Source organism: Abiotrophia defectiva ATCC 49176 (assembly GCF_000160075.2).
GTDB classification, from domain to species: domain Bacteria; phylum Bacillota; class Bacilli; order Lactobacillales; family Aerococcaceae; genus Abiotrophia; species Abiotrophia defectiva.
In genome coordinates this window covers 1113337-1127441 of record NZ_KI535340.1, presented here as the reverse complement: position 1 = coordinate 1127441, position 14105 = coordinate 1113337, and the positions used below count along the sequence as shown (strand labels likewise).

At 51.8% G+C, this 14105-nt stretch carries 14 protein-coding genes; 3 read left to right on the top strand and 11 right to left on the bottom strand.

Annotated elements, in window-relative coordinates:
* Window positions 1-43 precede the first annotated feature (43 nt).
* The 9 genes from GCWU000182_RS05220 to GCWU000182_RS05180 form a co-directional block, all read right to left on the bottom strand.
* The gene (locus GCWU000182_RS05220) at window positions 44-877 is read right to left on the bottom strand and encodes a DivIVA domain-containing protein (protein WP_051372927.1); all 834 of its coding nucleotides are present in this window, start codon (window positions 875-877) and stop codon (window positions 44-46) included.
* Between the two features lie 88 nt (window positions 878-965).
* Window positions 966-1940: an asparaginase gene (locus tag GCWU000182_RS05215; protein ID WP_023391742.1), complete on the bottom strand. Its 975-nt coding sequence runs from the start codon at window positions 1938-1940 to the stop codon at window positions 966-968.
* 151 nt (window positions 1941-2091) lie between these two features.
* Window positions 2092-2562, bottom strand: coding sequence for a QueT transporter family protein (locus GCWU000182_RS05210; protein WP_023391741.1), 471 nt, complete (start codon window positions 2560-2562; stop codon window positions 2092-2094).
* Window positions 2552-3205: a 7-cyano-7-deazaguanine synthase QueC gene (queC, locus tag GCWU000182_RS05205; RefSeq protein ID WP_023391740.1), complete on the bottom strand. Its 654-nt coding sequence runs from the start codon at window positions 3203-3205 to the stop codon at window positions 2552-2554. Before queC ends, GCWU000182_RS05210 begins: the two co-directional genes overlap by 11 nt.
* A gap of 8 nt (window positions 3206-3213) precedes the next feature.
* Window positions 3214-3705, bottom strand: coding sequence for a preQ(1) synthase (queF, locus tag GCWU000182_RS05200; RefSeq protein ID WP_023391739.1), 492 nt, complete (start codon window positions 3703-3705; stop codon window positions 3214-3216).
* A 230-nt stretch (window positions 3706-3935) separates the two neighbouring features.
* Window positions 3936-5714 carry a glycerophosphoryl diester phosphodiesterase membrane domain-containing protein gene (locus tag GCWU000182_RS05195; protein WP_051372926.1) on the bottom strand — a complete coding sequence of 593 codons (1779 nt, stop codon included), beginning with the start codon at window positions 5712-5714 and terminating at the stop codon, window positions 3936-3938.
* 158 nt (window positions 5715-5872) lie between these two features.
* Window positions 5873-6301, bottom strand: a complete 429-nt coding sequence (locus GCWU000182_RS05190) for a Dps family protein (protein ID WP_023391737.1) — start codon at window positions 6299-6301, stop codon at window positions 5873-5875.
* A gap of 448 nt (window positions 6302-6749) precedes the next feature.
* A complete protein-coding gene (locus GCWU000182_RS05185) occupies window positions 6750-6950 on the bottom strand; it encodes a heavy-metal-associated domain-containing protein (RefSeq protein WP_023391734.1) in 201 nt (66 codons plus the stop codon).
* Window positions 6951-6970: 20 nt separating this feature from the next.
* Window positions 6971-9445, bottom strand: coding sequence for a heavy metal translocating P-type ATPase (locus GCWU000182_RS05180; RefSeq protein ID WP_409360454.1), 2475 nt, complete (start codon window positions 9443-9445; stop codon window positions 6971-6973).
* A gap of 187 nt (window positions 9446-9632) precedes the next feature.
* Here GCWU000182_RS05180 and GCWU000182_RS05175 point away from each other — a divergent pair, with 187 nt between their 5' ends.
* Genes GCWU000182_RS05175 through GCWU000182_RS05165 form a run of 3 tightly spaced genes read left to right on the top strand, consistent with a single transcriptional unit; the run spans window position 9633 to window position 11406 of the window.
* The gene (locus GCWU000182_RS05175; protein ID WP_023391732.1) at window positions 9633-9950 is read left to right on the top strand and encodes a PadR family transcriptional regulator; all 318 of its coding nucleotides are present in this window, start codon (window positions 9633-9635) and stop codon (window positions 9948-9950) included.
* Entirely contained in the window at window positions 9943-10512 is a 570-nt protein-coding gene (locus GCWU000182_RS05170; protein ID WP_035364148.1) for a DUF1700 domain-containing protein, read from the top strand. Before GCWU000182_RS05175 ends, GCWU000182_RS05170 begins: the two co-directional genes overlap by 8 nt.
* Before the next feature lie 24 nt (window positions 10513-10536).
* The gene (locus GCWU000182_RS05165; protein ID WP_023391730.1) at window positions 10537-11406 is read left to right on the top strand and encodes a DUF4097 family beta strand repeat-containing protein; all 870 of its coding nucleotides are present in this window, start codon (window positions 10537-10539) and stop codon (window positions 11404-11406) included.
* A 353-nt stretch (window positions 11407-11759) separates the two neighbouring features.
* Here GCWU000182_RS05165 and GCWU000182_RS05160 read toward each other — a convergent pair whose 3' ends face one another.
* The gene (locus GCWU000182_RS05160; RefSeq protein WP_023391728.1) at window positions 11760-12080 is read right to left on the bottom strand and encodes a hypothetical protein; all 321 of its coding nucleotides are present in this window, start codon (window positions 12078-12080) and stop codon (window positions 11760-11762) included.
* A gap of 576 nt (window positions 12081-12656) precedes the next feature.
* Window positions 12657-13910, bottom strand: a complete 1254-nt coding sequence (locus GCWU000182_RS05155) for a DUF4767 domain-containing protein (protein ID WP_023391727.1) — start codon at window positions 13908-13910, stop codon at window positions 12657-12659.
* Between the last annotated feature and the right edge of the window lie 195 nt (window positions 13911-14105).

Here is a 14105-nt window from a genome sequence, read left to right as displayed (position 1 = left end):
TAGTAAGCAAAAGCCCGTGGTTGGTTGACACGGGACTTGAGGCTTATGATCGTTTCTTCTTGTGTTTGGGTTTAAAAGGGACGAGCTTGCGGTCAGCGTCGCTGACTGGGCTGGAGGACTCTTCCCCTACGGGCGCTTCTTCATAGACTTGATCAGACCCGACAACTTTCTTGACTGCTTGGAACTGAGAGGAGGCGTCGTCCTCCTGGTCTTGCTTATCTTTGGCAGAGGATGATGACGCGTTCGATTGGGGCGCCTCTTGATTAGGCTCGACCGTCATCACTTCCTGGATTAATTTCTTCAATTCTTGCTTCTCTTCTTCGGTCAGGCTGCCGTCTTGTAAGAGGTGGCTTAAATCTTCCCGTCCTTTAAGGCTAAAGCCGTCATCGGCCACATATTCCTGAAGCTGGATGTTGAAGCGATTGACTTCCTTCTCTGGATAAAGGGCATCAAAGTCCGTGTCTTTGAGGATGGCTTCATACTGTGACAAGATGGTCATCATTTGGGCCTTCATCTCATTGAGCTGGTCCTTAAGTTGGGCCCCGCCTTCCACTAAATCATGGCTGTAGGCGGCGAACTCTTCCTTGTATTGGACCACTTGTTGGTTGGTCTGGTCGACTAGGCGTTGGGCCTCTTCCGTCGATTCTTGGACAATCTGGTTCCCTGTGCGGCGGGCATCCACAATCCCGTCCTTAAGGGCTTGTTCCATGTCCTGATATTTGACCATGTCTGCTTGCAGCTTGGTCACTTGTGCTTGGATGTCAGCGACTTGCTTTTCCAGCTCACTGATGCGCTGATCCTTGGATTCAATGACGCGTTCTACCTGACTACGATTGTAGCCGAAGAAGCTTAATCCAATATGGGTTACTTGACTCATATGGGTCACCTTTCTACTCATTCTAACTGTCCCTATTAGTTTATCAAAAAAACGGCGCCTTGGCATCCCTTTTTTGATAATTTTTCACTTATTTTGCCCCTAAATAAAAGGCCTGGGCGATATTGACCGGCGTCTGGCTGTTAAGCAAGACCAGCAACTTGATGCGAGCCTTGACCCCACTCAAGCCCTGGGTGAAGATGACCCCGGCTTGGCGCAGCTGCTTGCCGCCCCCTTCATAGTCATAAACATCTTCCGTAATGCCGTTGAAGGCCCGCGACACCATGACCACTGGTAAGCCAGCTGCCAAGACCTTATGGAGGCCAGGCAAGGCCGCCGGTGGCAGGTTGCCTGCCCCTAGCCCTTCAATGACCAGACCACCATAGGTGCCTGAGTCCACAATGTGGTCAAACAAATCAGCCGTCATGCCCGAGTAAGCCTTGAGCAGGGCTACTTGCTTGGTCAGCGCCTGGAGCTCATAGTGCTCGGTATGGAGCAACTTCTGGAAGTAGAGGACCTGGTTCTTAGACACAATCCCATTTGGGCCAAAGGTTGGCGTCTGGAAGGTGGCCACATTAGTGGTGTGGGTCTTGGTCACATAGGTAGCCGTGTGAATTTCCTCGTTCATGACCACCATGACCCCTTTGCCCCGCGACTGGTCGGCGACGGCGGTGACGATGGCCGACCGCAAATTGGCCAGGCCATCCGAGCCCATCTCATTGCTGGAACGCATGGCCCCGGTAATGATGACCGGAATGTCCAGATCCAGGGTCAACTCCAGGAAATAGGCCGTCTCTTCCAGGGTGTCGGTCCCGTGGGTAATAACCACCCCGTCGAAATCGGCCTGATGGGCCTCAATCCAGTTCTTGAGCTCCAACATATGCTGGGGCGTCACATGAGGTGACGGTAAGTGGAAGAAGTCAATGATAGTTAGGTCAGCCAAGGAACGGAAGAGATTGCCTTCCTGGCTGAGCGGATTGGTGGAAGATGGCGAGACCTTACCCGTGGTCTGATCCTCACTCATGGAGATGGTTCCCCCTGTGTTTAATATGGCAATCCGTTTCATCCCTTGCCTCCCTCCTTTGGTCCTAATCGGCTATACAATACTTGCACCCCTTATTGTAACATGAATACCCCCCAGTGTCTGTAACAAATTCCCTACAAAATGGCCGACTTAAGCCTGTAAAAAAGAGGCCCTGGGGCCTCTTTAGCGTCTATTAATCGACATAGCGGTCTAAGATTGGCTTCAAGTACTTGTCTACTAGGAAGACCCCTAGGCAGGCCACTAAAATGTTGGATAGGGCTACGCTGAGGAAGGTTGGCCAGAAAGGCGCTCCCGCTGCCAACATGATGACGCTAGAGACGACCACCCCACACCAGAGGCCATAAGCCAGGGCTTTGACATAGTTGGATTTGAAGAGACGGTTGAAGACATAGAGGCTGACCGTCTGAATGAGGAAGCCCCCTAAAATATCTAGCCAGCCAAAGGGACTGGGGATATTGGCAATCATGACCCCCAGAATCAAACCCGGCGCCAGTTGTGGCTTAAGGAAAGGCACACCCATCAACAGGGTGGAAATTCTGAGTTGCAGAATACCACTGGAAATGGGGTTGATATAGGTGAGGGCCACATAGAGGGCACCCAAGACAGTATTTTGTAAGATTAAACGTAATTTTTTATTGGTCATAAGTTTCAAACACTCCATTTGCTTCAAAGGCTTTGCGACGATCGATACAGGTCCCACACTGGCCACAAGGCGGCTGGCTGCCTGCGTAGCAACTATAGGTCAGGTGATAAGGCACACCCAGCTCCAGCCCCAGCTTGACAATGTCGGCCTTGGTCATCTGGCCAAAGGGCGTCTCCAGGCGGACCTTGCCCCCAGTCCCCAGACGCACGGCCTGGTCCATAGCGGCCACGAAATCAGGCGAGCAATCCGGGTAGATAACGCCCGAATCATCCAGGTGGGCACCAAAATAGAGGGCATCAGCCCCCAGCTGCATGGCTAGAGAAGTTAAGATGGCGATAAAGACCCCGTTACGGAACTCCACTTCCGTATTGGGTGCTTCCTGGTCCGCATAATCCCCCTGGCTAGCCACCAAGTCATTGGCCGCATTAAGGGCCGAACGACTGTCAGCAAAAATCGCCGCCAAATCAAGGATTCGGTGGTCCACCCCATAATGCTGGGCGACTGCCTTAGCCGCCGCTAGTTCTGCCTGGGCATGTTGTTGGTTATAAGCAATGGAGACTGCCACCACCTGGGGATCCCGGCTTAGGGCTAGGGCCAAGGCGGTGGAGGAGTCTGCTCCACCACTTAAGAGTACACATTTCATGGCGTCACCTAGCGATTATCCACGGTCTCAGGATAGAGATCGTGATTAGCCAAACGATTCCAGGCAACCTGCTCCCAAGGCGTCCCTGGCTTGCCATAGTTACAGTAAGGATCAATGGAAATGCCGCCACGTGGCGTGAACTTACCCCAGACTTCAATGTATTTAGGATCCATCAAGGCAATCAAGTCCTTCATGATAATGTTCATGCAGTCTTCATGGAAATCCCCGTGGTTACGGAAGCTGAATAAATAGAGCTTGAGCGACTTGCTCTCCACCATTTGGGCACCCGGAACATAGGAGATGTAGAGGGTGGCAAAGTCTGGCTGGCCCGTAATGGGACAGAGCGATGTAAACTCTGGGCAGTTGAACTTGACGAAGTAGTCATTGCCTTGGTGCTTGTTTGGGAAGGTCTCTAAAACCTCTGGCGCATAATCATCGCGGTATTGGGTCCCCTGACTACCTAGGTGGCTGACAGAACCCATTTCTTGTGCTTGACGCATAATATATTCCTTCTTTCTGGGCTCACAAAAAGAGCCCCATAGGCACACTAGGGCCTATGAGGCATGATCATTTCTTAGTTAAATGAGTCCCTAGTTTTGTTTATAGACAGGATGGTTACGAACTGTCTGAGAGCTATTATAGCACAATTGGCCTAGGAGACCAAGTAGAAATTGAAGCCCTAGCGGGAGATGGGCTTGGCCATCCGAAAACTTCAGGCACTTGCCCGGCGCTAGTTACCCGAAGCTAACTGTAGCAGGTAGTCCAAGTAGTTGCCCTTATGGGACTGGAGCTTTTGTCTGATGCTGGCCACTTGATCCGGCTGGTCCGTAATAATGGCATCGACCGGTTTTTGCAGGTATTTACGGATTTTTTCATTATCATTAATGGTCCAGACATAGACGGCCTTGCCCCTGTCGTGGGCCTGGTCAGCCAAGTAGTCCTGATAGGAGAAGTCTTCGATGACGAAGAAGTCTACCTGATTGTCGCCAAATCCCCCTAGCTGGATGGGAATGACATAGCCGGTCTCGATTTCTGGCGCTAGCCGCTCAATTTCTTCCATGACCTTGAGGTCTAAGGACATGGTCTTATACTGGGTCTCCACACCCAGCTGACGCATCTTGTCGATAAAAATTTGAGCGTAATTGTCAGGCTCGCCCCCGTGAGGCTTGAGCTCGACTAGGAGCTTGACGCCCAGTTCTTTGGCTCGTTTGACATAGGCGTCAAAGGAAGGAATGGTGGCCTCCAGGCCGTCCTGGTGCACGGTCAGGCCCTCCACTTCCGCCAGCGTCATGTCCTGAACCCGGCGGTCAAGGCCAGCCAGGCGCTTGAGGTTATAGTCGTGCATGACCACAAACTGCAAATCCTTGGTCAGCAGAATATCCATCTCTACCTGGTCTACCCCTTGGGCAGCCGCCGCTTCCAGGGCTGGGATAGTATTCTCTACTCCCTCGGCCACATAGCCCCGATGGGCCACGACCTGCTGCTTAGTGTTAAGTCCACTGCTAAAGACTTCAAAGGCCGCCGACCCATAGGCCATGGCTCCCAGCAAGGCTAGCAGCAGATAGAAGCGCCAACCGCGTTTGCCCTTGTCCTGGGCTAGCAAGTAAGGCTGACTTTCCAAAGGCCGCCCCAGGAAAATCAAGAGAATGGACATGACGCCCACCTTGGTGAAGAGACCAAAGGCAAAGTTGACGCCCCGATAGAGGGTCAGGACGCCGGCCTGGAACCAGAGATTATCGCCCTTTGTATTGATTAGGAAGGCTAGGCTGGCACCTAGAATAATAAATAGAAAGCCCAAGATAGCCAGGATTACTTCAAAGCCCAGCAAGGCGCCCACTAGCTTGCGCTTGCCCTGGCGCGTGGCCTGCCAACTCATTTTAAGCGATTGGGAGAAGGCCTGGTCGCCAATGACCATGAGGGGAACCGTGTAAATCAGACGCAGGTTGAGATAGGATAGGACTAGAAAAACCAGCCCCACCATAACCGTCCCCATGGGGGTCTTCATCAATTCACCCGTAATGAATTCCGGCACATAAATGCCCTCCGTCAGACTGGACTCGAGGACCAAGCCACTGACTGGCAAGGTAATGAGCAAATAGCCAAAAAAACTAACAAAGTCCAACCCGGTCAAGGATTTGAGCCGGCCCAGGGAATGGGTCAGCAAACCTCGATAGGACAGGCGTTTGCCCTGGCGACAGGCATCAATCACATATGCTATGGCCGACAGTTCCAGGTAGAAGAGCAAGGCAAAGACCGCCCCCAGGGCCAGCAGAATACCAATAGAGAGCGGGTTAGCCAGCAGATGACTAATATTGTTCTTATCCAGATTGGTCTGGTCGGCTGCTATCAGAGCCAGCCGGAAGAGATAGACCAGCAGCCCAGCCCCTAGCCCACTGACTAGGAATTGCAGGGCCGTCCCCATGGACAGCAGGACCAAGGCATGGCGCCTAATCAAACTTAGGGTCTGACGGATGGGTTGGGGTTTGTGGTGTGTATGGGTAGGTGACATAGAACTTCCTCATTATCTTAATCTAAACTTATCCAGTCCCGAGAACTGGGTCTCGTTTAGACTAACATAAAAGTGATAAAAATCATAGGGCCATTAGCCAAAATAAACGCAAAAAAAGGAGCCGGAAGACGGCTCCCAACTCCTTCATTTGATATTTTTTAGCCCAAGTAAGCCTTCATGGTCCACAAGTGCTTGTCGTAGACAGCTTTCATGCCAATCAAGAGGTCTTGGCTGACTTCATCGATGTCAGAACGAATGGCAGCTTCCAATTGAGTGCGGAAGAGCTCGAAGTCGGCAACTGTTTCTTCGACCATTTGGCGCGCTGATTTTTCAGTCGTGTAGGGTGCTTCCTTGATGGTTGCCAAGGCTAAGAATTCACCTAAAGTTGAGACTGGCTTGCCGCCAATCATGAGGATGCGTTCGGCTACTTCGTCAAATTGTTCGTGAACTTCGTTATATTGAGTTTCGAAAAGTTCGTGCAATTTGTAGAAGTCTTGGCCCTTTACATAGAAGTGGTGTTGATGCAATTTCGCATATAAAACACCTAAGTTGGCTGTGATTTCGTTAAGACGTTGAACGGTTGACATAATCAAACACTCCTTTACTTTTTGATAGGATTTCCCTATCTATCTACCATTATAGACCTCTTAGATAGTAAAGCAAGGAATATGCACTTTTTATTGAGAACCATATAAACCTAGGTCTTGTTATTAGAAGAACAGGCTAAGCAAGGCCAAGAAAGGCAAGCCGCCCCAGCCAGTGGTCCACTCTTCAAAGTGGTCCACTGGCTCTGACATTTTCCCAGGTTTCCAGCCATTTTCCGCCCTTTTCGCCCCAGCTAGTGGTCCACTCTCCAAAGTGGTCCACTGGCTTTCCCATTTTCCCCTTTTTCCAACCCTTTTCCGGCCTTTCCACCCTAGCTAGTGGTCCACTCTGGAGAGTGGACCACTAGCTCCCAAAGTCGGGCTCCCTTCCTCCATCAAAACCCAAGAAAAAAGACCATCCCCATAGAGCTAGTCTCTCTCCTTAACCCAACTACTTAGGAGCCAGGACATATTTAGTTTGCGCCAAGGCTTCTTGCAAGCTGGCTTGGTCTACCTGACCGGTGACGGTCACGCTTTTGCTGGCCAGGTCGGTGGTGACGGCTTGGACGCCGGCTACCTGGCTAAGCGAGTTCTCAATATTCTTGGCACAGCCACCACATTTCATGGCTTCTACTAGATAAGTTTTTTCCATTATAATCTCTCGTTTTAGACTTAAGCCTTAAAACGACGTAGGCGCAAGGCATTGACAATGACTGAGACGGAGCTGAAGCTCATGGCCGCGCCCGCCAACATTGGGTTGAGGAGCGGCCCGCCAAAGAGGTGCAAGACCCCCATGGCTACTGGGATGCCCAACACATTGTAGGCAAAAGCCCAGAATAGGTTCTCTTTAATATTGCGGATGGTGGCCTGACTAAGCTTGATGGCAGTCGCCACGCTGGTCAGGTCAGAGCCCATGAGGACCATGTCGGCCGACTCGATGGCTACGTCCGTCCCTCGGCCAATGGCCAAGCCCACATCTGCCTGGGCCAGGGCTGGCGCATCATTAATGCCGTCCCCTACCATGGCTACCTTGAGTCCCTTAGCCTGCAAATCAGCCACTACCTGGGCCTTGTCCGCAGGCAGAACGTCACTAATGACTTGGTCAATGCCAGCTTCTGCAGCCAAAGCCTGCGCCGTCTTGGCATTGTCGCCCGTCAACATAATAACCTGCAAGCCCATGGCCTTGAGGCGTCGGACAGCCTCGGGACTAGTCTCCTTAAGCGGGTCGGCTACCGCAATCAGGCCTAGGAGCTCATGCTCATTAGCCACATAAATTGGCGTCTTGCCCCCAGCCGCCAAAGCCGCCGCCTGATCTTCTGCCTGACCCAAATCCAGCCCCTGCTCTTGCATGAGCCGTCGGTTGCCCAGGTAATAAGTCGCCTGATCTACCCGAACCTGAATCCCCGACCCGGTCAGTGATTGGAAGTCAGTCACTTCAGGCAAAGCCAGCTCCCGCTCACGGGCCCCGGCCACAATGGCTTGACCCAGTGGGTGCTCAGAGTTAACTTCAGCCGCAGCTGCCAAGGCCAGTAACTGATCTGGCGTCCAGCCTGTCAGAGGCAGGACATCGGTCACTTGGGGTTGGCCCTGGGTCAGGGTCCCCGTCTTATCCAAGACTACGGCGTCCACTTGGTGGGCCATTTCCAGAGCGGTCCCGGACTTAATCAAGATGCCCTGCTCAGCCCCTTTACCGGTCCCCACCATAATGGCGGTTGGCGTGGCCAGACCCAGCGCACATGGGCAGGCAATCACGAGGACTGCAATGCTAATGGTCAAGGCAAAGGCCCAGGACTGGCCGCCAATCAGGTACCAGGCCAGACCAGCCACTAGAGCCAAGGTCATAACTACCGGCACGAAGACAGCCGAAACCCGGTCAGCCAATTGGGCAATAGGCGCCTTAGAGCCTTGAGCTGCTTGAACTAAATGAATAATCTGCGCCAAGGTGGTGTCTTGGCCCACTTTATTGGTTTCAACAATTAAAGACCCTTGCTGGTTGAGGCTGGCGCCTACCACTTGGTCGCCTACCTTTTTAGCAACCGGCAGGCTCTCACCGGTCAACATGGACTCGTCCACCCAAGATTGGCCCTCCACTACCCGGCCGTCGACCGGAATCTTTTGTCCAGGACGGACCCGAACTAGGTCGCCCACTTGGACTTGGTCCAGTGGCAGGGTCACTTCCTGGCCCTCTCGTAAGACCTGAGCCTCTTGAGGGGCAAGCTTAATCAGGGCCTGAATGGCAGCTGAAGTCTGGCCCTTGGACCGAGCTTCGAAATATTTACCCAGTGTCACCAGGGTCAGGATGACGCCGGCTGACTCATAATAGAGAGACATGGCCGCATGGTGGTCGCCCAACCAGACTTGAATACTACTATAGAGACTATAGGCTACCGCCGCACTCGTTCCCAGGGCCACCAGAGAATCCATATTAGGATGCCCTTTGACTAAATGCTTGAAGCCATTTAGGAAGAAGGACCGCCCCAGCCAGAGAATAGGCAGGGTCAAGGCCAGTTGCAGACTAACAAAGAGCTGACCACCCCCGCGATGGCTGAGCCAAGTTGGTAGGGTCAGGCCCACCATTTCGGCCATGGCTAGACAGAGCAGTGGCAAGGCGAAAATGGCCGACAGCCAGAAACGACGCCAGAGGGCTGCTTGGTGACTGGCCTTGGCTTGGGCCGCTTGATCCGCCTCTTGCTGGATTTGCGCTTGGCTAGCTCCAGCTTGATCTGCTAGGACTTGGGCTTGATAGCCGGCCTCTGCCACGGTCTGGCAAATTATTTCTTCATTAATAGCGCCTGGCTGGTAGGTCACCGACAGGACTTCAGTGGCCAGATTGACGCTAGCCGCGCTGACTTCTGGCAGGCTGCTGACTGCAGACTCAATATTGGCCGCGCAAGAAGCACAGGACATGCCTGTCAGGGCGAAGTTTTGCGTCACTTGGGGCAGGACCAAATCATAACCGGCCGCCTGGACCGCTGCCTGCAAGTCTAGGGGGCTGACACTCCCTTCTGTCTCCAGGCTGACTTTTTCAGTTGCTAAATTCACTTGTGCTGACTTGACGCCCGTTACGGCCTGCAGGGCCACTTCTACGGCATGGGCGCAGGAAGCGCAAGACAAGCCTTGAACCGCATATTCTTGTGACATGGTCATCACCTTCCTTAATCTCATTTTTAGGATTACAAGCGTAATCCTCATTTATAGTATAACACCTTAGGTTACATTTGTAAACCCCTCTTTTTTCTCAGACTTAAGACCGATTTTACTATTTATAACAGAATATCTCTTGACGCATTATACTATGTGTCGTATAGTATAGGTGTAGAAAGGAAGAACGCCTATGGAAGCTCAACTCAAGCGTGGCCTTTTGGAAGTCTGTGTATTGGCCGCCCTGCGCCAAGAAGACTCCTACGGCTACAAAATTGTCAAAGATGTGTCGGAATACATTCCGATCTCCGAATCCACCCTCTACCCCATCCTCAAGCGACTGGAAGCCAACCAGGCGGTGGCTGCCTACTCGATTGAGCATAAGGGACGTCTACGCAAGTACTACCGCCTGACCCATGTCGGCCACAGTCAAATCCAGAACTTTCTCCAGGACTGGGACGCCGTCATGAAAGCCTACCACTTTATCCTAGGAGATGATCGACATGAATAGATACGACTTCAAACACCAACTAGCCGGGCGCTTGGCTGACCTGCCCGAGGAAGAACTGGCCACCACCCTGTCCTTCTTCGATGAGATGATTGATGACCGCCTAGACGAGGGCATGACTGAGGACCAAGCCGTAGCTGACTTGGGTGACTTAGATGAAATTGCTAACCGGATTCTAGCGGAAATGTCACCCTTTGAACGGGTCAAGCAAAAACTCAAACCCAAACGCCCTATTTCGGGTGGACAATGGGTCTTGATTGCCCTGACCTTCCCCCTCTTGTTGCCAATTATTATAATGTTCGGCGCTCTAGGCTTAGGCTTGGTTTTGATTATGGCGGCCCTACTTTTCGCCTTTTATGCCACGGTCTTTGCCTTTATCATCGGTGGGGCTTTCCTGGTAGTGACCAGCCCCTTCACCTCCGGTTTCAACCTGATTAATGCCCTCTTCAACTTCGGGGCAGGTCTTTCCCTAGTCGGTCTAGGCCTCCTATTCTTGCCATGGGCCCAACGCGGCTTTCGCAATCTCAACCATCGACTGCGCTGGATTCACTCTCGTCGCGACTAGACTCACCTAGAAAGGAGCTTATTTATGAAAAACCTGACTAAAATCGCCATTGTTCTCATTATATTAGGCATGATGTCCATTGGGACGGCCTTCGCCCTATCGGGTGGCGACCTAACCCGCTTCAGTATGGCCGGAACGCCAGAGAACAAGCAATACCAAGCCTCAGCTAGCGATGTGACCGAGTTGGTCGTCAAGGCTTCGATTGCTGATGTGACCGTCACAGGAGCTGACCAATCCGACATCAAGATTGACTATACCGAAGATCGCAGCATCAACTATAACATCAAGCAAGAAGGCTCCCGCCTGATTATGCAATCCAAGGGCCAGTTCTTCTTCTTCAATTTCTGGGTCTTCAACCCCTTCGGTATCTTCAATTCCCACAAGATCAACATTACCCTTCCTAAGGAACTGGCTGCCAAAGTGGACGTCAAAACCTCGACTGGCTCTATCACCGTCAGCGACCTTAACCTCAAGGACAACCTCAAGCTCGATGACTCGACCGGCGACATCCAGCTAGAAAAGGTTAAGGCTAGCAAGGATATTAACGTCTCTGCCTCGACGGGTAAGATTAGCCTTGACCAGGTTTCCGGCCAAAACTTTGACCTATCTGCTTCAACGGGTGATATCCGCACCAAGCAAACCCAGGCTAGTGGCACGACCTTCAAGGCCAATAGTTCAACTGGGAGCCTGGACATTCAGGATTTGAATGATGTCCCAGACATTGAACTCTCCTCTTCAACGGGTGATATTAAGGCCACGATTCAAGGCAAACGCAAGGACTATCAAATCGACACCAAGACCATGGGCAACAAAACCCAAGAAAACGAAGGCGCCAGCAAGAAAGTCAAGGCCCACTCGTCAACTGGCAATGTTAGCGTCCAATTCTCAGAATAATCGAGATAGAAAAAGAGGCCCATGGGCCTCTTTTTGTCTTACTGCTTCTGCCTTGTTCTGGCTTGGCCGCGGTGGCTGCTCTAGGCAAAGCAAGGCCCTTGTGGCTGACCGACTTCAGCCAGCCTGCGGCTGTCTTCCGCCTTGGCGGTCTATGGTGGCCTAAGTCGCTTTGCTCCAAGGCCACTCATACGCCCGCCATCCTAATGCCACAAGGGCTACTTTGCCCCGCAGCCGCCTTGCCAAGCCTAGAGAGCGAAAAATTTTGTGTAGCCAACAAGATTTATGAGTCTATCTGGCTTCAAGTCTTATTTTTCTAAAGGATTTAGCGAAAATACCGACACACATCCACTCTATTAATCCCCAAAGTAGGCTTTTAGAAGTGCTACTTGTTCTTGATCCAGAATCTCTTGCCCGTCTATCAGTTTATTTAGGGCTTCAAGGGACACGCCAGAAGTCTCACTCAATCTTTTGAGATAGTCCGCCCCTTTACTTTGGGATTTTATACGGATTAATTCCGCATAGTAATCATTGGTCACCCTAAGAACGGTGGCTTCATCCTGAACGTCGATAGTGTCACTCAGCAAATCAAAAACCGTCTGCAAATTCAAGAGTCCCGCCAAATTACGAATGACCTGCTTAATTTGGCGCAAGATATAATCATTTTCAACAAACATGACGCTTCCTCCTTTTGACTGATAATTCTGCTTACACCCTTATTATAGCCCTCTAAAACAAAAATAAATAGGCCTACTTCATTTAAATACAGGGCTTTTTCGACAAGTTTGTCCCCCTGACTTCGGCACTAACTTAAGGAAATTGGGGCACCCAAAGACTTGCGCCAGGGGCTAAAGGGATGACTAGCGTATTAGAGGCCCTCGGAGCGTAGCGACTTAGGGACTCAATAGCTAGGCAAGGCGAGAGACTGGCTGGCCAGGCTCGAACCGGTCCAGCCCCAGGCCAAGTCTTTGGCTTGAGCCCCAATTTCCTAGCTACTCCCCAGCCTTGTCCAGGCCGGGTGCGGGCAAAGTGGTCCTTGTGGCCTCAAGGAAGGCGGACGTATGAGTGGCCTTGGAGCGTTAGCGACTTAGGCCACCATAGACCGGCAAGCCGGAAGACTCGCCCGGCGAGGCTGGAGCCGGTCCCGCCACAAGGGCCCACTTTGCCCTCAGCACCCGACCAGGCCAAGGCAGACCGAGGCAGAAACAAAAAAGGACCTAGCCCCTAACAAAGAGGCTGGGTCCTTTTCATAACTAATCAAATGCTGACATTAAATCTGGGTTCTGAGTGGTTTGGAAGGAGACCTGACCCTCTTGGTCTGGTTGGGCTGTGGCCTCCAATATATAGGCATGATTGTGGCGCTTAACAAAGGCAATCACCTGCTTGCCATCCTGGCGCACATAAATGGCCGACACTTCATAGTTCAAGTCGCTCTTGCCTAGCTGCATGCCATAGAATTGGAAACTTGCTGCTTGACCGTCCACTTGGGCTTGGTTGAGGACTTGGTCGGGAACCGCCAAATCATAATAAGACAAGGCTGTTGCTGGCGTGGCAGCTTGATAAGTTTGGCCTTGGGCCTTAGCGTAGGCTTCCATGACTTGGGCAATATGATCCCTTCTAAGGTCACTTGGCCCCGCAATGGCGCCCTCAGCACTCGTCTGGCCACTGTCTCGATTGTCAGGATTGAGGTACCGCGCAAAGCCCTGACTCAATTCCTGGTTCTCGGTCTCTTTGAAATCCAACTGATCGCTGTCAGCCAAATGGGCCTGACTGTAGAGGACTTGGGGCTGGCCTTGATGGAGAGTGAAGAGGTAAAGATGACGTTGACTTGGGTCCGAATCGGTGGTCTCATAACTATCCAAGACCAGGTAATCGTAACGAGCGTTTTTGACATTGCCCATAATATTCCAGGTCGCGGCTTGCCCATTAACGATAGCATTTTTGAGACGATTGTCGCGATCGCCAATGCCCACAAAATCCTCCAAATGCAAAGGCCGATAGTCTTGCTTCATGCCTTGGGCCCACTTGAGGAAGAAGGAAGCAAAGGCTTGCTTATCCCAATTGAGAAAGTGCTGAAAGTCCGCTGACTCTTGCTCAATGCGCTGGCTATCTTGGGGGTGGAGACCCTTAAGCCGCTCACCTTCTTGATAGGCCGCAGTAAAAGGCACTTGAACTGAAGACCGAGCATCTTCACTCAACGAATCGCGATAGTCTAGCTGCTTTTGATAGGCCGCTTGCATCTGCTTGAAATAAGAGGGCTGACCCTGGGCGTTAGCCGGCTCCTGGCTGGCTTGCGAGGCCCCTTGAGATTTGGCCTCACTTGCTGACTGACTACTTGACTGGCTGTGACTGGATTGACTAGTAGACACACTGCTGACAGATTCACTGGTCACAGAATTCGCGACCTGTCTGCTAGTAGCTCCCTGATTGCCTTGACCATGCCCACACCCACTCAGGGCTAGGGCTCCAATAACCGTACCGACGAGTAATGCATACCGCTTACTCATGGTGACGCGCCTCCTTTTTGCTTGTGACTTTTACTTACAGCCTTATTATAGTCCTCACAAAGAAAAAAACAAGGGCTTACATGGTTTAAATATAGACTATTTTGTGTCTTATTATAGACTATTTTGTCACCCAAAACTTTGCAACCAACTTAAGGAAATTGGGGGCGACCAAAGACTTGCGCCAAGAACCCTGTT